The organism is Phytopseudomonas daroniae, assembly GCF_004327275.1.
In the GTDB taxonomy this organism is placed as follows: domain Bacteria; phylum Pseudomonadota; class Gammaproteobacteria; order Pseudomonadales; family Pseudomonadaceae; genus Aquipseudomonas; species Aquipseudomonas daroniae.
In genome coordinates this window covers 111,064-135,383 of record NZ_QJUJ01000011.1, presented here as the reverse complement: position 1 = coordinate 135,383, position 24,320 = coordinate 111,064, and the positions used below count along the sequence as shown (strand labels likewise).

The 24,320-nt window shown below is 57.2% G+C and carries 3 protein-coding genes and 1 pseudogene; 2 read left to right on the top strand and 2 right to left on the bottom strand.

Features of this window, described 5'->3' with window-relative positions; all coding sequences use genetic code 11:
- The first annotated feature begins 122 nt into the window (after window positions 1-122).
- Both DNK10_RS21890 and DNK10_RS21885 read left to right on the top strand, forming a co-directional pair.
- The gene (locus DNK10_RS21890) at window positions 123-1,772 is read left to right on the top strand and encodes a cyclic peptide export ABC transporter (protein ID WP_131193011.1); all 1,650 of its coding nucleotides are present in this window, start codon (window positions 123-125) and stop codon (window positions 1,770-1,772) included.
- 90 nt (window positions 1,773-1,862) lie between these two features.
- Entirely contained in the window at window positions 1,863-4,289 is a 2,427-nt protein-coding gene (locus tag DNK10_RS21885; RefSeq protein ID WP_131193010.1) for a TonB-dependent receptor, read from the top strand.
- A 328-nt stretch (window positions 4,290-4,617) separates the two neighbouring features.
- Here DNK10_RS21885 and DNK10_RS21880 read toward each other — a convergent pair.
- A pseudogene (locus DNK10_RS21880) lies at window positions 4,618-16,338 on the bottom strand (amino acid adenylation domain-containing protein); the annotation flags it as partial.
- 149 nt (window positions 16,339-16,487) lie between these two features.
- A complete protein-coding gene (locus tag DNK10_RS21875; RefSeq protein ID WP_131193008.1) occupies window positions 16,488-24,314 on the bottom strand; it encodes a non-ribosomal peptide synthetase in 7,827 nt (2,608 codons plus the stop codon).
- Between the last annotated feature and the right edge of the window lie 6 nt (window positions 24,315-24,320).

Here is a 24,320-nt window from a genome sequence, read left to right as displayed (position 1 = left end):
CAGTGCGCCGCTAAATTCAACTATCGCTTTTTCGTCCCATACCTGTCGCTGAAGATGCCAGCCCTTTCAACACGCCCAGCCCACACAATTGATCAGGGCCTGATGCTACCAGGAATCCTTAAATGTCCCAGCCTACGCGCGGCGCCCTTCGTGAACTTCTAATTCTGCTTCGCCCCTTCTGGCCTATCGTCATGCTCTCGATTTTACTGGGCATGGTGGGCGGGTTGAGCATTACCATCCTGCTGGCAATCATGAACGAGGCCCTGCACGCCTCTGGAGGCATGACGCAAAGCCTAGTAGCCGGTTTTGCCGGGCTCTGCCTGCTGGCATTACTCAGTACGATTTGCTCCGACATCGGCACCAATTATGTCGGGCAGCACATTATTTCCAGATTGCGCAAGGAACTGGGTGAAAAAGTGCTGTCAGCGCCCATTGAGCAGATTGAGCGCTATCGTACCCATCGATTGATTCCCGTGCTCACTCATGACGTCGACACCATCAGTGATTTTGCTTTCGCATTCGCGCCACTGGCCATATCAATGACCGTGACGCTCGGTTGCCTGGGCTATCTCGCCATGCTGTCACTGCCAATGTTTCTGTTAATGCTAGTGGCCATAGCAATCGGCACCAGCGTTCAATATGTCGCCCGCTCGCACGGAATAAAGGGCTTTCTGGCGGCACGCGACTGCGAGGATGAACTGCAAAAGCATTACAGCGCCATCGCCGAAGGCGCGAAGGAATTACGTATTCACCGACCTCGTCGGCAGCGCATGTTCAATCAGCGCATCCAAGGCACAGTCGCGAAGATCCGCGACCTTCAAATCAGAGCGATCAATACCTTCGTGGTCGCAAAGACCTTTGGCTCGATGCTGTTTTTTGTCGTCATCGGACTGGCCCTGACGCTGCAATCGCAATGGCCGAGTATCGATAAAACGGCGATGAGCGGTTTTATCCTCGTCTTGCTGTACATGAAGGGGCCCCTGGAGCACTTGGTAGGAACACTGCCCATTGTCAGCAGAGCGCAGATCGCTTTCCGGCGTATTGCCGAACTGTCCGAGCAATTCTCCTCTCCCGAACCCCATTTGTTGATGCACGACAACGGCGTTCAAAAAAGAACCCTGAAAAGCCTGGAACTGTGTGACGTCCAGTACACATTCCCTGCCACGCAGGGGTCTGTCCCCTTTCATTTAGGCCCGGTGAACGTGCGCATCGAGCAGGGCGACATTGTGTTCATCGTGGGTGAAAACGGCTGCGGCAAGACCACCCTGATCAAGTTATTGCTGGGACTTTACCCACCACACAAAGGCGAGATACGCCTGGATGATCATGCCGTCATCGCGCAGACCCGAGATGACTATCGTCAACTGTTCACCACCGTCTTTGCCGACTACTACCTGTTTGACGAATTGGTTCAGGGCGATGTTCACGTTCCCCAGGACGCTGAGCGCTATTTGAAACGGCTCGACATAAGCCACAAGGTCACCATTCGCAATGGCGCTTTCAGCACCACCGACCTGTCCACCGGACAACGCAAAAGGCTGGCGCTGCTCAATGCCTGGCTCGAAGAGCGACCTGTGCTTGTATTTGATGAATGGGCCGCCGACCAGGATCCCATCTTTCGACGCATCTTCTACACCGAACTTCTTCCGGATCTGAAACGGCTGGGCAAAACCATCATTGTCATCAGCCACGATGACCGTTATTTCGACATCGCGGATCAGTTGATCAGGATGGAAGCGGGCAAGGTCAAGAGTGACGTTGTCCCCGCGTGAAAAAGCCCGGGCCGGATTTCTGGTTTTTCAAGTGAGCACGTTAAACAATACGAAAAGAAAAAATTCTCAATTGCAAAAACAGAGAACATCATGCCAGCACAACATTTAAATAAACTGAGTTCCTTGACCAAAGTGCTTTTGATGCACAGCAGCCTTGGGTCGACTCGCACCCTGACCCGCATGGGGTTATTGACGGCAATGGCAGTCGTGCCTCACGTGCAGGCACAAGAATGGCGCCTGAATATCCCTGCCCAGCCACTGGCTCAAGCGCTGCAGACGTGGGCCCACGAAACGGGTGTCCAGTTGCTCTATAACCCTGGCGACGTACAGGGACTGCACTCCACGGCCCTGAACGGCAGTTATCCACTGGAGGGCTCTATCAGCAGGCTGATCCAGGGCACCGGGTTGAGTTACACTTGGAGTGGCAACACCCTGACCTTGCTGGGGACGCAAGGCGATCAAAAAGGCAGCGTGAACCTGGCACCGGCCATCATCAATGCCGACTCCATCCGCAGTACAGACCTTGCGCAGCCTTATGCGGGCGGGCAAGTAGCGCGTGGCAGCAAGATAGGCCTGCTGGGCAATCAGGATATCTTCGATACTCCCTTCAGTGTCACAAGCTACACCTCAGAGCTGATGGAGAACCAACAGGCCAGAACCATTGCCGATGTCATCCTCAATGACCCCTCCACTCACCTGGTCAATCCCAGCCAGGGTGTATCCGAAGCCTTTTCCATACGGGGTTTCAATATAGGCGGTAATGGTGCCGATCTTTATGACGGATTGCCGAGCCTGGCTCACCGCCGGCGCTCCACGATAGACGCCGTTGAGCGAGTCGAAGTGTTCAAGGGTCCCAATGCTCTGCTCACGGGCGCAACCGCCTCCGTCGGCGGGACGATCAATCTCGTCCCCAAACGACCGCTGGAAGAGTCGCTCACACGTTTGACTACCTCTTATGAGTCCGACGCCAAGGGCGGCGTACACGCAGACATCAGCCGTCGCTTTGGCGACGCCGATCAGTTTGGTGCGCGGCTTAACAGCACGTTCAGGGATGGAGAGTCTTCTTTTGAAGACAACAAGGAAAACCTGAAGAACCTGAGCCTTGCCCTGGACACCCGGACAGAAAAATTCAGGGCCTCGGCCATTTTCGATTATTCCGACCAGCTTCTGAAGGGCGGCAATCAGATCTTTACCGCGACGGCGGTGCCCAGTGCTCCCGATACATCAAAGGCCATTCAGCAGCCCTGGGAAAAAGTCGACTCTCAATTCAAGCGCGGCCTTGTACGCGCTGAATATGACATTCTGAATAACTGGACAATCAATGCGGCTTACGGGGCCACGGATTATCAGAGTTACTGGTTGCGCACCATCGGTACAGGCCTCGACGCCGCCGGCAATTACAACCAGATCGCGCAGCAACAGTCCGATGAGTACACCTCGCAAGCAGGCAGTGCCGGCATCAGGGGCAACTTCCGGACGGGATCGATCACTCATAACCTTGTCATCGAAACACTGGCCTCTTCAAGTGAAAACAGTCGTTTGAGTGTTAACGTCCCTGGATATTCAGTGGCCTCGAGTCTGTATACGCCGGTTTCCCAGGGCAAGCCGTCCTACGCCTACCTCACCCGCAACCCGCCAAAAACCGATGAGACCCTGACAGAGTCCACCGCGATCGCCGACACGCTGGGCTTTTTCGATGATCGGGTCTTGTTGACCGCAGGCGTGCGTCGTCAGCGGGTCAAGCTTGAAAACTTCAGCACGACCACCGGTGCGCGTAACAGCAAATACGATGAGGCAGCGACAACGCCTGCGTTCGCCCTGCTTGTAAAACCTACGCAGTATCTTTCGCTGTATGGCAACTACATTGAGTCCCTGGAGTCAGGCCCTACCGCCCCCACCACCACCGTCAACGCCGGGGAAGTCTTTCCCCCGTCCAAAACCAAGCAGATCGAACTGGGGGCAAAGTTTGATTTCGGCGAGTTTGGTTTGACGACCGGTGTCTTCCAGATTGATCGTCCCAGCGGGATGATTGATGCGAACAATCGCTACACGGCGGACGCCGAGCAGCGCAACCGCGGTGTGGAAGTCAGCGCCTTTGGAGCCATTCTTCCCGAGCTGCGTCTGCTGGGCGGTGTGACTTACATTGACAGCGAACTCACCAAGACCCAGGGTGGGGCATTTGATGGCAACAAGGGCATCGGTGTTCCAGAGCTTAGCGCGGTGTTGGGTTTCGAGTGGGATACCCCGCTTGTCAATAACCTGACCCTGACCGGCCGGGCCAATTACACTGATCGCCAGTACATGCTCAGTGACAACTCTCAATCCATTCCGTCTTACACGATCTATGGCATTGGCGCTCGTTACAAGACCAGGGTCGGCGCTCAGGACGTGACACTTCGGGCGAATGTCGACAACCTGTTCGGCAAGGATTATTGGGCCACGTTCGTAGGGAGCCCTGGCATTCTGTACCTCGGAGCGCCAAGGCAATTCAAATTGTCGATGACCATCGATCTTTAACCCGCCCTTATCAGGCATCTGTCCTGAACGTGCCTGCTCACTCTGCTCACCTCCCCCATGGCATCACTGTTACGGTGATGCCATGTTCTCCTCTGGAGACCCACGACAAACGTCGAGGATGCTCTTGTCAGCAACGATTCATCCGCCACCACTGCGTACACTCGATAAAGCCTTGATGGTTCTGTGCCGATCGCCGGCGCCCGATGCCTTGACGCACCTGAGCGCCTCGGTCACACACTCTGACAGGCGAAAAAAAGGGTGTCCCCTGTCAGGGGACACCCTTTTCATCCAGCATCAGGCCTGCAGTAGCCCCTCACAGGTAACCGTATCAAAGCACCTTGCGATGTAACCCCTGCAGAAACGCCTGATTGAAAATAATGTCGGTATGACTGGCATTGACACTGATATGGTCAATTTCGGTCGCCAGGTCCTCGGACACACTATGCAAAGCCTGCGACTTGTTATGCCGATCATCCGCCCACCAGCAGCAGACGTTGCCCTGCAAGGCTGGCAAGCGATTGTTGGCAGAGGCCATTCTGGCCAGTCTCACACTATGGTTGGCGACAAAGAACCTGACGATTTCCAGCGCACTGAGGCCCTCATAATCAGGAGACAGACGCAAGCGCCCGGTCGTCAACAGGTCCTGTGTCACCCGCGTTAAGGGAGCCAGTGATTCGAACGGATCGCACACATCGGACGGCACGCTCCAGTGCTCCCCTGACGGTGTTGAAATCTCCTCCAGAAATATCGGGTATTGGCACTGCCATCCTGTCTGATTCTCTGTCATGTGCTCGAGTACGGGGATATAGGTGTCCACGAGCCCCAGAAAACTCAAGTGTTGCCCATCGCGCTCGGCTCTCGCCGCCATCATCACGGCTACAGCCCCGCCCAGGGACCATCCCAGAATATTGTAGGGGCCTTGGGGCTGGACGCGCCGGATCAGTGCCCAGTAGTCATCGGCCATCGCCTCCAGAGAAGGGTGCCGTGCCGCTGGATCACTGAGAGCCTTGCAACAAATGCTATAGACCGTTTTCAGCCCGTTGAGACTTTTGGCCAGCGGCAAATAACCCAGTGAGGTTCCCCAGCCTGAATGGATACAGAACAACGGGCTGCTATCAGCCAGCACCTTGTTCAAAGGAAGTAGCATATCGCTGTCCGAGGGTGCCTGCAGAGGGCCGCACAACGCTGCGATTGTGGGCAATCGCATCAGATCCTGTACCGCCAGCGGTGGATTGAAAAGGCCTGTAGCACCCGCACGCATGACCACTTGCAAAGCCAGAATGGAGTGGCCCCCCATTTCAAAGAAATTATCCTCGCGACCGACCCTTTCCATCCCCAGGGCCTCACCCCATATCTGCGCCAGCGCCGTCTCCAGAAAGCCTGTAGGGGCCTGGTACTCTCTCTCGGGGAGCCCCCCCGAGGCGTGGAGTGCCTTTTTATCGACCTTGCCATTGACGCTCAAGGGCAAGGCATCCACGGCCGTGATCATGAACGGAACCATGTAATCGGGTAATACCTCACTCAGTTGTCGCTTCAAAGCACCAGCATCCAGCGGCGAATCGCCAAGCCGGGTGACAAAGGCAAGCAGGCCTGGACCTGACACACCCTGGCGTACGACAACAGCGGCTTCCTTGATGCCTGGCAACGCGAGTAGCTGCGCTTCGACCTCCGCCACTTCGACACGATAACCCCTGATCTTGTATTGGTCATCGAGACGCCCCTGATACTCCAGCAAACCGTCGGGACGCCAGCGTGCACGATCACCTGACCGATACAGGCGTCCGCCATGAGGGGCGAACGGATCGGCGATAAAGCGCTCTGCGGTCAAGTCAGGGCGGTTCAGGTAGCCCCTGGCGAGTACAGACGAGCCGATGTAAAGCTCACCTGAAGCACCGGCCGGCGCCAACTGCAAATTGTTGTCCAGTACATACAGGCACGCTGACGAAGCCGGCGCGCCTATGGAGGGAAGCTCATGTTCATCGTCCGCCGCCAGAATGTAATTGCTCACGACGTGAGATTCCGTAGGGCCATACTGGTTGATGATCCGACACTGTGTTTCCACGCTCGCCCAATGCGCCAGGGCTCCTGTGAACTTGAGCTGTTCACCTGCAGTAATGATCTGCCTGAGCGCAGGCAGCCGGGTGCCGGAAGATAAGGCCTGTTCGGCAAACAACTGCAGCACAGCGAAAGGAAGATAGATCCGCTCGACGTTCTGGATCGAGACCAGAGCGATCAGGCGGGCAAAGTCTCGACGCTCTGTTTCCAGGGTCTGGATCAACGTTGCCCCGCTACTGAGCCCGCTCATGATTTCCTGAAAAGAGACATCGAAACAGGGCGATGCAAAGAGCAGTGTGCGCCAGGTTCCTGGCATGTGCAGCGCCTGCCATTCAACCAGCCGGGTGATCACGCCATGGGGCATGGCTACGCCTTTGGGACGCCCTGTCGAGCCGGACGTGTACAGCACATAGGCAAGGTTGTCCTCATGCACCTGAACTTCGGGGGCATGCTCGGGCTCGCCAATGAGGCCTGCCAGATCCAGCGCCAGGGGCACGACGCCTGAGGCACCGACAACGTGTTCACACTGACCTTGAGCAAGAAGAAACGCTATGCCGCTGCTCTGTACCATGTACTTCAGACGCTGCACCGGATATTCCGGATCCAGCGGAACATACACGCCACCTGTCTTCAGGATTCCAAGCAATCCGACAATCGTTTCAATGGATCGCCGGGCAACGATGCCAATTCTGGTTTCAGGCCTCGCCCCCTGCCTGATGAGGCGATGCGCAACCTGGTTGGCCAGGCGATCAAGTGCTGAATAGGTGAGCGTCTCACGACCAAACACCAGCGCACAGGCATCGGGATGCTCCTGTGCCTGGCGCTCGAACGCTCGATGCACCCCGTTTGCGCCATGCACATTGCAGCAAGCCTGACGCCACCCCAACAGACACGTGCGCTCTTGCGACGTGAGAGGATCCAGGTCGGCCAGGTAACGCTCGGAACTGTCGGTCAGCAGCATCAGCAACCTTGCCAGGCGCTCGACCCACCGGGTGACCGATGCGTTGCTGAAAACCTGGCCCTGGTATGCGGCCTTGATCGTGATCGTACTTCCCTGGGTGACGATCAAGGTCAATGGATAATGGGTTTCCTCATAAAGACCGCTGATCGTGAAGTTTACCGATTCTTGCGGCGACTGGCGCAACACCTCATCCACCGGGTAGTTTTCAAACACCAGGATGCTGTCGAACAGGCTTTGGCCACCGAAACCGGCCCAGTTCTGCATCTCGAACAGCGGAACATGCTCATGCTCTCGCGAGGATAAACCTTGTGACTGCAGATCGAGCAGCCATTGTCCGACCGTGGCGCCAGGCGACGATTCGACCACCACCGGTATCGTGTTGATGCACAGCCCCAGAAGCGCTTCGACACCGGGTACATCTGCAGAGCGCCCGGAAGAGGTCGCCCCGAAACTCACAGTCGCCTGCCCGGTTTCACATTGCAATACCAAGGCCCAGGCCGCCTGTACAAGCGTATTGACCGTGACGCGCGTCGTTCGCGCGAAATCGAGCAAACGGGCCGTTTTTTCTTTATCCAATGAATACGTGTACTGCAAATAGCCCGCGTCTTCGCTTTCGGGCCCCGCTGTGGCGGGGAGTCTGGTAGGGCTTTCCAGCCGGCCGAAGAGGTGCTTCCAGTAGGCCTCGGACAGGGCACCGTCCTTATTCTCCAGCCAGGCAATATAATCGCGATACCGCCCTTTGCTGGCCGGTAAATCCTTGCCCATGTAATGACTGAGTACCTGCGCAATCAGTTGCGACGAACTCCAGCCATCCAGCAACACGTGATGGCGGGTCCAGATGAAGTGATGCCCCCCGTCCACGTGAACCAGAGTAAATTTCATCAGCGGAGGCGTGAGTAAATCCACGCCCTGGCTCAGTTCCTGAGCGGCCAGTTCATTCAAGGCATTCGTCGTATCTGCACGATGGCGCCAGTCTATTTCACGAAAAGGCAATGGCACGGATCGGGCGACCCATTGCAGGTTTTTCTCGCCGTGTATGAACCCCGTGCGCAGCATTTCGTGTCGATCCAGCATCGCTTGCCAGGCAGCCCTGAAGCGCTTGGCATCCAGCTTCGTTATATCGACACGGAGCTGGTTCACATAGGCCGTGCTTTGAGGCGAGTAGAGGCTATGGAAAAGCATGCCGGACTGCATGGGCGAAAGTGGATACAAATCGACCAGGTTATTCCAGGCGACAGGGAGTTGATCCAGATGCTGTTGCGAAATAGCCGCCAGGGGGAAATCGGAAGGCGTCACGCCCACGATGCCAGAGGTGCAATGTTCGATGAGCGCTTTCAATTCAGAGGTGAAACGCTCGGCCACCTGCCGGATTGTGGACTCATCATGAAGGTGTTCGCTGTACTTGAAGCTGATCTGCAATTGCCCTCTGTGTACCAGGGCACCTACTTCCAGCCGGGTACGCCGAGGGCTCAAAGGATCCCGCTGAGCACCGGCATCCTCACGGGCCAGGCGCCACAAGGATGTTGAATCGAAACTCTGATCCAGTTGCCCGAGATAGTTAAACGTCACCTGAGGGTAGGCCGCCCGGGACAACACTCTTCCTTCCTGGGTCAGATAGCGCAAGACACCATAGCCTATGCCTTTACCAGGAACCGCCCGGAGCTGCTCCTTGATGGCCTTGATACTGGCGCCCATGTCTGCGGCCGGGGTCAGACGAACAGGGAACAAGGTGGTGAACCAGCCTGCGGTGCTCGATAAGTCCGTGCTTTCTTCCAGCGTTTCGCGGCCGTGCCCCTCCATCTCGACAAGCATGCTGCTGCGCTGTGCCCATGCGCACAATGCGCGTGCAAGCGCTGTCAGTAACAGATCATTGATCTGTGTCCGGTAGGCATGAGGCGCCTCGGTGAGCAGACGCTCGGTCAGTTCTTCATCAAGGGCGACTTCAAGAATTCGAGTATCGACCACCCGGTTTTGCCCGTCGACGCGACCAGGAAGGTCGGGATCATCCTGATCGACTACCGAGCGCCAGTAAGGAAGTTCATCCCGGATGCCCTCACTGTCGGCATATCGCCTGAGCATTTGCGACCATTCATACAATGATGTCTCGGGGTCTGGCAGCAGGGCTGCTTTGCCATCGCAGCATTGACGATAAGCGACTTGCAAATCGTCCAGAATGATCCGCCAGGACACCGCGTCGACAATAAGGTGATGCGCTGCCAACAGTAGCCTGCCGGGACGCGCAGGCCCGAGATCCATCCACACGGCCTTGAACGGTTTTTCGAGCGTAAGGCTACGCTGAGCCTTGTCAGCCGTCGCCGTAATGGTCGAATCGATGTCCGGCGTGCCGCTCAGATCCACCACCTCAAGAGGATTCAGGTCGTTCGCCTGCCCGTACGTCTGCTGCCAACGGCCATCCTGCCGGATGAATGTCAAACGAAGCGCTTGATGCCGGGCGATCACAGTCTCCAGAGCAGCACGCAAATGCACCAGGTCGAGCACTTCAGTCACCGTCAACATAACCGACTGGTTCCAGTGATGACGAGCATCGATTTTCTGCTCAAAAAACCAGTGCTGAATCGGCGTCAATTCAAAGGTTTTTCCAGCAGAAGCAGACGTTCCCCTGGAAACGGTGTCTGCCCCTGTCTTGCCGGGAAGCACGGTGCAGACCTCGGCAATGGCTGCAACCGTCTGCAGTTGCATCAGATGTTTGGGAGAAACCTTCAAGCCACGCTTTCGCAGCCTGGCAATGATCTGCAGCGTGAGAATCGAATCGCCCCCCAACTCAAAGAAATTGTCATGGCGGCCCACGTGCTGAAGGCCCAACACGTCACTCCATACTTCTGCCAATGCTTGCTCGACCGGGCCTTGTGCAGGCTCGCTGGTAGTGCGTATCTGCACATCGGGCAGCGGTAACGCCGCACGATCTAGCTTGCCATTAGCATTCAATGGCAGGGCATCGAGGCCAATGATCGATTCGGGCACCATGTAATCCGGAAGCTCTGTAGTCAGGCGCTGGCGTATATAGTCCGTATCGACTGTCACGCCCAGGCCGGCAACCACGTATGCATGGAGCTTTTTCTGTCCATCGGCAGATTCGACTGCGACCACTTCGGCTTGCACGATACCTGGCTGACGTTTCAGCAGCTCTGCGATTTCACGGGTTTCTACCCGATAACCGCGAATCTTGACCTGATCATCAAGTCGCCCTAAAAACTCAATGCAGCCGTTTTCAAGCAGGCGCGCCTTGTCTGCGCTGCGATACAGCCGTTCACCGTTGTGCAGCGCACTGGCTACAAAACGCTCGGCGGTGTGCCCTGCACGGCCCACGTAGCCTTGTGCCAATTGGGCGCCGCCGAGATAAAGTTCGCCCGCCACCCCCGGAGCGACCAGACGCTGCCGGGCATCCAGCACATAGACTTCACAGTTGGCGAGGGGTTTGCCCAGCAGCGGGGTATTCAGGGCGAAATAGTCATCGCTCAGATCCTGGCTCAGCACACCGACAGTGGTTTCGGTCGGCCCATAATGATTCAGCACGCGACAGGTCTTTTTAAGCGTCCTGATAGATGTCAGCAGCGATGTCCGGATCTGCTCGCCCCCTAGAATGAGGCAGGTTGACGGCAACACATCGGCAGGACTGGCCGCGCTCAACAGGGCCTGTAGATGACCGGGCACAATCTTCAGCACATCAATTTCATTCTCCCTCATATAAGAGGCGAAACGATCCGGGTCGAGGGTCACGTCGGACGCAATCATATGCAGGCAGCGGCCGGAGCACAGTGCGCCGAACAAGACGGTATGCCCCAGATCCGCCGCGACTGTCGACACCATGGCGAAATTCGCAAGGCTTGGGGACAGCCCAATGCGCGTCCTTATGGCCTGGACATAGTTGGCCAGTGCCGCCTGGCTGACAGCCACCCCCTTGGGCCGCCCGGTAGACCCGGAGGTATAGATGATATAGGCGGGGCAATGGCTGCTCATGGCCACACGGGCACGATCACGCCTCGTCGACAGAGGCTTGTCGGCCCCCTTGCCCTCAATGAGCAATACGGGCAACGGCGTAGACCAGGAAGGAGGTGCCGTACTCAACAGAATCGAGAGGCCACTGTCTGTCGCCATGTACGCCAGTCGATCCGGCGGCAAGGCAGGGTCAAGTGGCACGTAAGTACTTGCACCCTTGAGGACAGCCAGCATTGCAATGACGAAGTCAATGGAGCGCTGTGCATGAATGCCAACCCTGTCGCCTGCGCCCACACCATGATCGAACAGCCTGTCTGCCAGTTCATCAACGCTCTGAAGTAACTGCCCATAGGTCAGTTTGCTGCCTTCGTGACACACGGCCATGTCATCGGGACACGCCAGGGCATGGCGCTCGAACAGTTCATAGACCGACCCGACCTCGAACGCACACGCCTGCCCCCTGGACAAGGCCAGAATGCGTAGCTGATCGGCCTCGCAAAGAATGCTGATATTGACCACTGGAGAGTCTGGGTCGGCGGACAACGACTGGACGATGCCCCTCAGTGCCGTGTCCATGTAACGGCAAATAGACGCGCCATCGAGTGTCTCGTCGACGAGAGAAACCAGATTGAACCCAGAACCTGAATCGTCCACCGACAGGGTAATCGGATAGTTGTTCCTGGCTTTGCTACCCAACACCTCCATGTCGTGCCACGTCACTTCAGTATCCGACGCTTGAGTCTTCATGCTGTAGCGGTAGTTGAGCAAGGACGAAAAAAGCCCTGCGCCCTTGGGCAGGGTGCTGCATTTTTGCGCCAGGCCCAGACTGGCATGCTCATGCTGCAAAAGGTTGGTCAGTGTTGCATGCGTCTGTTTGAGCGCCTGCTGCACACTGTCCGTATCGAGCCGGATGCGTACGGGCAATGTATTGATGAACAGCCCTAGTGCCCGCTCGACGCCCTCGCCTCCCTGCATTCTGCCGAACAGTACCGTGCCGAATACCACATCCTCACGACCCGAGGTCTGGGCCACGACCAGAGCCCATGCCAGGTGAAACACAGAGGCGGCGCTGACACCCTGGCGCTTGGCCTGAACACGAATGGCTGCGGCCAGATCATGGTCGACGGGTTTGCGCGTTTCTCTGATCCGCGATCCATTGCCATGTACGTTCTGCAGGTCGAACGGTATTGATGGCTCTTCGAGACCGGCCAGCATCTCGCTGAAAAATGCTTCGTGCTCCGCTTCGCTGACGCCGAGCCTGGCCTTGGCCACATAATTGCGAAATGGCAGGGGAACCGTTAATTCGTGCCGGCGCCCCTGCTTGATCAGGGAGATTTCGCGAACCACGATCTCCAGAGTGGTATGGTCCGACACCAGATGATGATTGGGCACTTGCAACACATAGCGTTCCAGAACCGGATCGTAAGCCGCCAGCGCCTTGATCAGGGGGGCCTGGCGAACATCGATTCGATAGCAGGAAGAGTCGACATGGTTTTCCAGCGCCGCCATGACAGAAGTGTCTTGATCGAACTCAAGCCACTCTATGCTCAGCACCGCCTTGCGATACACGACCTGCACCGGGTTCCTCAGTCCCTCCCAGACAATGGCCGTGCGTAAGATGTCGTGTCGGTCGATGACCTGGTTGAAAATGTCGACAAACTCTTCAAGGTCGGCCTTTTGAGCAAAACTGACGGCTTGTGAGGTGATATAGATATCGCCTTCACTCTGCATCAGGTGGTGAAACAGAATGCCCTCCTGCAGGGGAGCCAGTGGATAGATATCCTGTATGTTGGCGGCCCCGCCGGGCACGGCGGCCTCGATACTGCGAACTTCCTCTTCGCTCAGCTCGACCAGCGAGATCATTTCCGGCGCAAGCGACTCACAATCATGCGGGATCCGGTTGGCCGCAATCACTGTTTCGACATGGCTATCCGCAGGTGTGACGACCTGTGCAAACTCGCCAAGGCCGGGGTTCTGGAACAGATCCTTGACCGACGCCGTCCATCCCAGCCTGCGGATATGACTGATCACGTCCAGCGCGAGCAAGGAATGCCCGCCCAGCTCGAAGAAGTTATCGAGAACCCCGACATTTTCGACGTTGAGCACCTGCATCCATACCATTGCGAGCTGCTGCTCCAGCTCGCTGCGAGGGGCGACATGGTTTTTCTGCACGTGACTGCCGTCAGGCCTGGGCAGTGCCTTGCGATCGAGCTTGCCGTTGGCGGTCAGCGGCAAACCGGCAACGAACATCAGGTACGTCGGAACCATGTGCTCCGGCAAAACCGCCTTCAAATGATCGCGTAGCCCGTGACGCAAACGATCGAGCGCCTCCGTGTCCGAGGATTGATGGGGCGCCGGCACAAGGTAGGCTGCCAGTTGCTTTGCGCCTGCCCTGTCGATATCGATCACCACGGCTTCGCGAATACCCGGGTGTTTTTGTAATGTGGCTTCGATCTCGCCCAACTCTATGCGCATCCCCCGGATCTTTACCTGATGGTCGATACGTCCCATGTACTCGATCACGCCATCGGGGCGATAACGCGTCAGGTCACCGGAACGGTACAGCCGCCCCCCACCTCGCTCGCTTTGATCGAAGGCGTCAGGAACGAAGCGCTCGGCAGTCAGGGCGGCCCGCCGATGATAGCCACGAGCAAGCCCTGCACCGCCCAGGTAAAGCTCCCCGGTAGTACGTGGCGCAACAGCCTGCAAATGCTCGCTGAGAATATGCGTCTTGAGGTTGTCGATCGGCACGCCGATTGGCACGCTGTTCGTTGCCTCCTGACTGCATGTCCAGTGCGTAACGTCGATTGCCACCTCTGTCGGACCGTACAGGTTGTACAAACCGGCCTGCGGTAGCCTTGCAAGTGTCTGAAGCGACAAGGCCACCGGAAGGGCCTCGCCACTGCAGATGATGCGCTTGATACTTGTACACGTTTCAACCGTCTCACTGGCCATGAAGGCCTGCAACATGGAAGGAACGAAGTGCAGGGTCGTGACACCGAAGCGGTTGATCGTTTCGATCAGACGCTCAGGCTCACGATGCGCTGCGGGCTGCTCCACGACCAGACAGGCCCCCGTCAACAGCGGCCAGAAGAATTCCCAGACAGAAACATCAAAGCTGAACGGGGTCTTTTGCAGAACGACATCGCTGTTATCGAGCGCATAGGCACGCTGCATCCAGCACAGTCGATTGATCAGCGCGGCGTGAGTATTGCCTGCGCCTTTGGGCCGCCCCGTCGAGCCGGAGGTATAAATGACATAAGCCAGGTTGCTTGCGTGAATGACGTTATCCGGATTCTCCTCGCTGTATGCCTCAAGCCATTGCTGCCCTGATTGCAACTCCAGGCACCTTACGCCCTCGGGAATCGGCAGTTGCCCTTGCAGATGCTCTTGGGTCAGCAGCAAACCGATACCGCTGTCCTCGATCATGTAAGCCAGTCGATCCCGGGGATATTCAGGGTCGAGGGGGACATAGGCCCCTGCGGCTTTCAACACCGCCAGCAGCGCCACCACCATCTCGATACTGCGCTCTGCAGCCACGCCGACCAGTACATCGGGACCGACCCCGAGTTCTCGTAATTTATGAGCCAACCGGTTGGCCCGTTGATTCAACTGCCGATAGCTCAACGTCTGACTGTCGAAAACGACTGCCACCGCCTCGGGATCAAGCGTACATTGCGCTTCAATCAATTGATGAAGGCTGGATGAAACCGGATAGTCCATGTCGGCACCCTTCCAGTCATGGAGCATCAATTGGCGCTCATCGTGGCTCAGCAGCGGCAATTGACCGACGCGTTGCGCAGGTTGCTCGACGATACCTTTCAGCAAATTCAGCCAGTGCCGGCCCAGTTGTTCGATGGTCGACGAATCGAACAGGCTCTTTGTGTAGATCAGGGACGCACTGATAACCCCTTCGTGCTCAAAGGTATTCAAGGTCAGATCGAACTGGGTCGACGTTCTCGCCCATGACAGATGCTCCATCATCAGGCCCGGTAGCTGGCGGCGGTCGCCCTGGCGGCTGGTCTGATAGTTGTACATCACCTGAAATAACGGCGTATGACTCAGATTGCGTTCGGGGTGCAGTGCCTCGACCAACTGCTCGAAAGGGAGATCCTGATATGACTGGGCAGCCAGAGCGGTTGCATGAACCTGCTGCAAGAGCTCGCTGAAGGTGATGCCGTGATCGAACCGGGCCTTGAGCACCTGGGTGTTGACGAAAAAACCGATCAGCCGCTCAGTCTCGACACGGCTGCGGTTGGCGATGGGCACGCCAATGCGAATATCGTGCTGCCCGGTATAGCGATGCAGCAACGTCTGAAAACTGGCCAGAAGCAGCATGAACAGGGTCACACCACTTTTCTGCGCCAGTCGACCGAGAGCAGTGGCAAGCCCTTGTTCCAGCTCAATGTCCAGGCTGGCCCCGCTGTGCGCCTGCAAGGCCTGCCGAGGACGATCGAAAGGCAGCTCCAGTACCGGTTGCTCCCCCTCTAACTGAGCCTGCCAATACGCCAGTTGCCGCTCTTGTTCACCGGCCTCCATCCAGTGACGCTGCCAGATTGCATAATCGGCATACTGGATCGGCAACGCCGGCAACGTCACGGCGTGCCCTGTGCAGTACCCCTGATACAGTTGAATGAGTTCGTCGATCATGATCGGCATCGACCAGCCGTCAGAGACGATATGGTGCAGCGTCAGAATAAGAACATGCTCGTCTTCTTCGAGTCGAAGCAGTTTGACCCTCAGCAAAGGCCCCTTCTCCAGATCGAAGGTTCGTTGTACTTCCTCCTCGACCTGAGCCTGAAGCCTGGCCTCTCGCTCATCCATGGACGCTGGCTCGACCGGTTCAACGTTCAGAATGAAGGGCACAGGCGGATGAATCATCTGAACAACCTGATCACCCACCTGCCCGAACGTGGTCCGAAGCGTCTCATGACGCTGGATCAGAGCCTCAAGACTCTTGCTCAAGGCTTCAACATCGAGCGCGCCTTTCAGGCGCAGGGCCATGGGGATGTTATAGGCCGTACTGTGGGGGTCGAACTGCCACAAAAACCACTGGCGTTGTTGAGCGTAGGAGAGCCGCAAAGACTCTCCTTTATCCCTTGCGCAAATGGGCGCGACTCCGTAAAGGTTGACCCCTTGACGTTTGAGTAGAGCAGCCAGAGCCTTACGCTCTTTAGTGGACAACGATTGTACGGAGTCGAGCAACGCTTGCACTGGAATATCCCCTATGAAATCAGTTCATCAATTTCCTCTGCTGTAAGACGTTTGAGTGCCTCTATGGATTTAGCCAGTTCGGCATGCGCAGGATCGACCTGGGACAATTTGCCGGTCAGCATTTTTGCCAGATCCATCAACCTGGGAAACTCAAAAACATCCCTTAATGAAACCGTGATTCCGGCCTCTTCACTGAGACGGCTGGCGACTTGGGTTGCCAGCAATGAATGCCCGCCCAACTCGAAGAAATGATCGCCAAGACCCACGTTCCCGACGCGCAGTACATCGGCCCAGACGGCGGCGATCTGCTGCTCCAGATCGCTTTGAGGCGCAAGATAATCGCGTTGCAGACCACCCTCTGGCGCAGGCAGCGCCTTGCGATCCAGCTTGCCGTTAGGCGTCAGTGGCAGCTCGTCCAGGAACAAAAGGTGCGCAGGCACCATGTAGTCGGGCAGAACAGCCTGCAAATGCTCACGCAACGCCGTGCGCGAAGTAGCCTGATCTTCAACCCCGGTTAATCGGGCATCGGCGGCGATCAGATAGGCCGCCAGTTGCCGGCTTCCTCCTGGCCCATCGACATCAAGCACCACGGCCTCTTGAATATCGGCATGTTCGCGCAGCGCCGATTCGATCTCTCCCAGCTCTATACGGAAACCGCGGATCTTCACCTGGTGGTCAATGCGTCCCAGGTATTCGATGACACCCGTGGCGCTGGAGCAGGCCAGATCGCCGCTGCGGTAAAGCCGGCCGCCTCCCTGCGCGGACGAGTCGAACGGATCGGGGATGAAGCGCTCGGCCGTCAAGGCCGGATGCTGGTGATAACCACGCGCGAGCCCTGCCTGCCCGACATGCAGCTCCCCCTGACAGCCGGGTGCTGCCGCAGAGAGCTGGTTGTCGAGTAAAAACCATGACAGGTCCTTGATGACCTTGCCGATCGGGCTAACGGCACCACTGTCCAGATCGTTGCAGCTTAAAGGGCAATACGTCACGTGCACCGTGGTTTCGGTAATGCCGTACATGTTGAACAACTGCGGCCGCTTATCGCCATGACATGCCCACCATGCACGCAGGCTGCCGATATCCAGCGCCTCTCCGCCGAATATGACGTAACGCAGCGCCAGACCTGCACCTTCCTCGGCCGCCTTGCAGGCTACAGGAATCAGCTGCTTGAATGCCGAAGGCGTCTGGTTGAGCACGGTAACCTGCTCGTTGACCAGCAACGCATGAAAGGCTTCGGGGGCACGCGCGACATCCTTGGGCACCATGACCGCCCTGGCGCCGTGCAAGAGGGCTCCAAACAATTCCCAGACCGAAAAGTCGAACGCATAGGAGTGAAACACACTCCAGACATCGTGTTCGTCGAACTGGAACTCGTCCTGCGTAGCCTGCAACAGACGCACGACATTGCCGTGAGGCACAAGCACGCCTTTGGGATGGCCGGTCGAACCTGACGTATAGATCACATAGGCCAGATTGTCAGGACGGGTCAGGTTATGCGGGTCGGCCTCGCTGCAGTGGGCCGACTCATCGGCCAGGGCCTGCAAAGACAGGCAGCGAACGCCTGCGGGAACAGATAACGGCGTCTGCAGGTGGGTATCGGTCAACAGCAAGCGAATACCACTGTCCTGGATCATAAAGGCAAGACGATCCTGAGGATATTCAGGGTCCAGTGGCACATAAGCTCCACCGGCCTTCAGAATCGCCAATACGCCGACGACCATGTCTGCACTTCGCTGCACGGCAAGGCCCACCAAGACATCGGGATCGACACCCTGTTCACGCAGCGCGTGCGCCATTCGATTCGCCCGCTGATTCAATTGCCGATACGTCAGTCTGCGTTCGCCGTCTACAACAGCAACCGCTTCCGGCCGTCGCCCGGATTGAGCTTCGATCAGCTGATGAATACAGGCAGCGTCCTGATAGCGGGTGTGCTGAGTATTCCACTGGCTTATCACCTGTTGTTGCTCATCCATGGCGAGCACGGATAACCGGGCAATGCACTGGCTCGGGTGTTCGACGATGCAGTGCAGCAGGTGGTCGAAGTGCCGGGCAATTTGCACCACGGTCTGATCACTGAACAGCCTGCGGTCGTAGGTGTAGCGAATCGACAGCGTGTCATCGCAGTCAATCAGCAAGGTCAGCGGATAATTGGTCTGCTCAAGATTATGGGGCTGCGTGAACTCAAGATCGGTCGTACCGCCTTTTTGCAGGGCCTGCGACACAGGATAGTTTTCAAAGACCATCAAGGTATCGAAAAGCCCTTCGCCTCCAGAGCCGGCCCATCGTTGAATATCGTAGAGCGGTGCATGCTCGTACTCACGCAACGCCAGGTTCAGACTCTGAACCTGTGCAATCCATTCATCCACGCGCTGTTCGGCTCGCGGACTGGCCACGATCGGCAAGGTATTGATAAACAGCCCAAGCTGTTGCTCGACCCCTTTAAGATCGGCTGGACGCCCCGATACGGTAGCGCCGAAGGCCACGCAGTCCTGCCCGGTATAGCGTTGCAACAGCAGCAGCCAGGCGGCTTGTACCACGGAGTTGATCGTCACTCGGTTCTTTCTGGAAAACTCCGTCAGTGCCGATGTTTGCGGCCTGCCTGACATCTGATAATAGTCGCCGTGACCTTCCCCGAGGGTCGAGCTGTCTTGCCGGATGGCCTGAACCAGTCGTGTCGGCACCTCCAGTGCTTTGACCTGCTCACGCCAGAAAGCTTCGCTCTTGTGCTTGTCCTGGGCCTCCAGCCATTCGATATGATCACGGAATCGTCCTTGAAGAGCCTCGGGCTGTTCGCCACGATAATGCTGAAGGACTTCGTCAAGCAGGCGAGAACTGCTCCACCCATCCAGCAAAATATGGTGGCGCGTGTAAATCAGATGATGATTCTGCGGGCCTGTCTGGATGAGCGTCAAACGTGACAATGGCTCACCGAGCAGATCAAAACCACGCTGTCGATCTGCCGCAGCGCATTGATCAAGCGCTGTTTCGAGTCCGTCTTGCTGGCGCCAGTCCAGAACAGTGAACGGTAGATCAATCTGCTTGCGAATGACCTGAACCGGTCGGTCGAATTCAGTCAGGAAGTTGGCCCTCAAGACCTCATGACGTGCGATCGTTTTTTGCCAGGCCTGCCTGAATCGTGTGACATCGAGGCCTTTGATATCGACCCGTAGCTGATTGATATAGTCGCCCGCGTCTTTGTCGATGAGCGTATGAAACAGCATGCCCTCCTGCATGGGCGACAAGGGGTAGATATCTTCGATATCGGTGGCTGGTACCGGAAAGCGATCCAGTTGCTGCTGGGTCAGTCCGGCCAACGGGAAATCGGACGATGTGACACCGCCATGGCGTTCATCAGCGCAGTGGTCAACGATGTCACGCAATACCTGTTCGTAAGCAAAAGCCAGGTTCTCGATGGTCTGGGGCCTGTACATATCCTGACTGAACGTCCACTCCAGCCTGAGCTCACCGTTGAACACCTGGCCATTGATCGTCAACCAGTTGCCCAAAGGTGCCGAATCGTCTTGCCCTCTGCCGCAACGCTCGGCGGCAGGCGTGAAGAGCGCTCCTTCATCGGAGCTGAAGCTGCCATCGAATTGCCCCAGGTAATTGAACGTGACCCTTGGCTCGGGCAAGGCTGCCAGTTTCTCGCGCAGGGTTTCATTGCCCAGATAGCGGGCAATGCCATACCCGATGCCTTTGGCAGGTAGGCTCCGCAATTGCTCCTTGATCGTCTTGATGGATGCTTCGATGCCGGCTTGAGGCGTCAATTTCACCGGATAGAGACTGGTAAACCAGCCCACCGTCCGACTGATATCGATGTCGTCGAACAAATCCTCACGGCCATGCCCTTCAAGTTGAATGAGCACCGACTCAGCCTGCGCCCATGAGCAAAGTACCTTGGCCAGCGCGGTCAGTAACAGGTCGTTGATTTGGGTTCGATAGGCAGCCGGCGCCTGCTTGAGCAACTTGTCGGTAAGTTCTGCACTCAGGCAGCTCTGCACGCAAGCCGCCTGTGCGCTGACCAGTGTTCCTTCGTCATTGTCACGCGGCAGATCCCGTGGCGTATCGTCCGGGCTGGCAAGCCAGTAAGGCACCTCGGCTTGCAATGCATCATCCCGGGCATACAGATGCAGCTTCTCGGACCACTGCTGTAACGAACTCGTTTTCGGCGCAATCCGCACAGGCTTGCCGGCCTCAAGCTGCTGATAGGCCGTTTGCAGATCCTCCAGCAGAATCCGCCAGGACACGCCATCGACGATCAAATGGTGTGCGATCAGCAACAGGCGCTGCTCATTCCCGGGCAGATCGAACAGAACGGCCCTGAACAAGGATCCGCGTTCCAGATGAAGACTGCGCTGGGCCACGTCTGCCAAGGTATTGAGCTCATCAAGGCTGCATGGCTTATGGTTCCACAGGATATCCGGTACATCATTGGCCTTGAACGCGGCCTGCCATTGCCCCTCGGCGGACTGACTGAAGCGCACGCGCAAAGCGTCATGCTGCTCGAGCAAAGCCAGCAGCGCGGCTTGAAGTGACTCGCTGCGCAAGGCTTGACGAGGCTGTAGAAGAATCGACTGGTTCCAGTGGTGACGCTGCTCGATGGCTTGTTCGAAGAAGCGCGACTGAGCCGGCAACAATGCCAGCTTGCCGGTGACAGTACCTTTAGCGTGCGGATCCGGCGTTGGCCTGGTTTCAATACGGCGCGCAACCAGTGCCAGTTGGCCTATGGTCTGCTTTTCAAACACTTGCTTGGGGGTCAGTTTCAGGCCCTTGCGCTTGGCGCGGGCAATAATCTGCAAGCTGAGAATGGAGTCTCCGCCCAGCTCGAAGAAGTTGTCATTTGTACCGACCCGCTCCAGCTTGAGCACCTCGGCCCAGACGGACGCCAGAAGACTTTCAACTTCATTGGTGGGGGCCCGATAGTGCTCTCTGGGGGCACCCGATTCAGGGAGAGCCTGTTTATCCAGCTTGCCATTGGCGGTCAAGGGTAACCGATCCACAAGGATCACCTGCGCCGGCACCATATAATCCGGCATGCGTGCCTTCAGCGCTTGCTGTATATGCGCACTCGTGACATCCGGTTCTACAGCGCAGTAACCCACCAACTGAAGCCTGGCGACATCGTTTTCCATCGGCAGAGCAAGCACGGCCGACTCACGCACACCGGGCAGACTTTGCAGCACCCGTCCCACTTCACCGGGTTCAACGCGGTAACCCCGGATTTTTACCTGATCATCCGTTCGACCGATGTACTGCACCTGCCCCTCATCGGTCAGGCCAGCCCGGTCACCCGAACGGTAAAGCCTTTCACCGCCATCGGTAGGAATGAAGCGCTCAGCCGTTTGTGCGGCACGCCCCAGATACCCCTGAGCCAGCCCCCGCCCCCCCAGATACAACTCTCCTGAAGCATTGGGCGCCACAGGATTGAGCCGGGCATCCAGAATCAATGCACAGGTATTGCTCAACGGGCGACCCACCGGGACGCTGTGGGTCGATTGTGCGGCCTGATCCACCTCGTACGTCAGCGTGCCGACGGTGGTTTCGGTCGGGCCATAATGGTTGATGATCCGGCACTGCGGCTTAAGCTCACGAATGTGCTCGACCAACTGCCAGGACATCGCCTCGCCACCGAGGATCAATACCTGCTCAGGCAGTACATCAGCAGGTCTGGCAGCCTGCAGCAGCCCTTGCAAGTGGCTGGGGACAATCTTCAGTACCGAAATCCGGGCCTCTGCCATATAACGGGCAAAGTGGTCAGGATCAAAGGCATGTTCCTGCGAGAGCAGATGCAACGTATTCCCGGATGCCAAAGCCCCGAACAGCATGGTATGCCCAAGATCCGCAGCAATGGTCGACACCATTGCCATATTGGCGTTCTCAGGCAGATCCAGGCGCACCCGCACGGCTTGAAGATAGTTCGCCAGGGCCCGATGACTGATCACAACACCTTTAGGCTGGCCGGTCGAGCCTGAGGTGTAGATCGTGTAGGCCGCTTGTGATGGATCAATCTCTACAGCCGGCGGCTCACTGCTGCAGGTTGACCACCGTTCAGGCTCGTAGACCAGTACCGGACAGCCTTCAAGCGCCGCGAACGGGAACCGGCCTGACTGAATGACCAGCCTGGCGGCGCTGTCCCGTACAATCTGTTGCAAACGCTCTACAGGTTGCCGGTTATCGATCGGCAAATAAACCGCACCGACTTTCAAGACCGCCAGAAGGCTGGTGACCCAATCTACCGAGCGTTCCTGACAAAGAGCGACGATATGGCCAGCCTGGATACCTTGCGCCTGAAGATAGCGAGCCAACTGGTTCGAGCGTTGCTCAAGCGTCTCATAGCTCACACGATCCCCTGACGCTACCACTGCATCACGATTGCCTTGCCGCTCGACGCTGTGCCGCCAGAGTGCGAGAAAATCGTGAGCCGCAAACGACTGGCGCTCTCCCTCCAGCCGGACAGCGGCAGCGCGGGCAGTCAGTCGCCCTACCGGCAAATCTCCCGACGCCACCAGGTTCATCATCCGGTGTTCAAGCTGCAAGGCCAGTTCAGCAACGCTCGCGTTTGAATAGTCTTTGCAGTGATAGGCCAGCGTCAGCTCAAGCTGGTCGCCCAGGCTGGCAATGACACTGAGCGGATAATTGTTACGCCCCCCACGGTATAGCACCTTGCCGTCTTCCAGAACGTTCGACTTATCGTCCAGTTGACGAACACGAAGTGCGCCCGGTGCTTGCTTCAGCGCTTCGTCGATCGGATAGTTTTCAAACACCAGAATACTGTCGAAAAGGGCCTCACCCTCTGAGAGATCGGTATATCTGGGGAGGCCGGACAACGGGGTGAATTCAAACTCCCGGCTCTCGGCACTTTGTTGCTGAAGACGCTGTAGCCAGTGAACGACATTCTGTTGGTTGTCGATCGGAATGCGCGATGGCAGCGTATTGATGCACACGCCCACGACCGTCTGAATCCCGGCAAGGCTCGCGGATCGACCCGATGTCGTCACACCAAAGAGCGCTTCGTCGCGATCCGCGTACCCTGCCAGTAGCAATCCCCAGGCCGCCTGCACGAGGGTATTGACCGTCACCCCCGCCTGGCGTGCAAAACTTCGAATGCGCTGGCTGTCTTCATAAGAGAAAACCACGGTTTGCTCAGCGTAACGCGTGTCCTGGCGCGTCGCCCGCAGCGGCAAAGGCGTCTTTTCATCGAACCCGCAAAGCACGCGTTGCCAATAAGCGTCCAGTGCCGTCTTATCCTGCTCATGACCCCATTGAATGTACCGGGTATAAGGCAGGCTGGCCGATAATCGATACACCTCACCCCGCAGCAGGGCCTGGTAGCTCATCAGCAGATCGCCGAGCACCTTGCTCACACTCCACCCATCCAGGGAAATGTGATGCAGCGACCAGTAAAAGCACCAGCGGTTTTCCCCGGAGACGAACACATCAATTGAAACCGGAGTACCTTGGCGAAAGTCAAAACCACGGGCCTTACTGTTTGAAAGGCGTTCTTTTATCACCTGCTCCGTCGCGTCACTGGAAAGATGATCGACGTGCGTCACGTCGATATCCAGCCAGGGCGTCTTGAAGACAATCTGCAAGGGCTTATCGACTTCTTCCCATCGATAGTTGGAGCGCATGACCTGATAATGGCCGGCGACCTGCTCCCACGCCTGGCAGAACAGAGCCTGATCAAAGGGGCCTTCGATATCGAATCCAAACTGATAGAAGTACGGATCCTGCCCCTCTGCCTGCAGCGAATGAAAGAGAATCCCTTGCTGCAGGGAGGACAATCCGGAAATGATTTCAATGTCGGCTTTGTTCCGAACGGGCGGCTGTTTGTTCACGCGCTA

What these genes read in the sequence shown, in the direction of transcription:
- DNK10_RS21885 (WP_131193010.1), top strand. Translation starts at nt 1,863, where the DNA reads ATGCCAGCACAACATTTAAATAAACTGAGTTCCTTGACCAAAGTGCTT.
- DNK10_RS21890 (WP_131193011.1), top strand. Translation starts at nt 123, where the DNA reads ATGTCCCAGCCTACGCGCGGCGCCCTTCGTGAACTTCTAATTCTGCTT.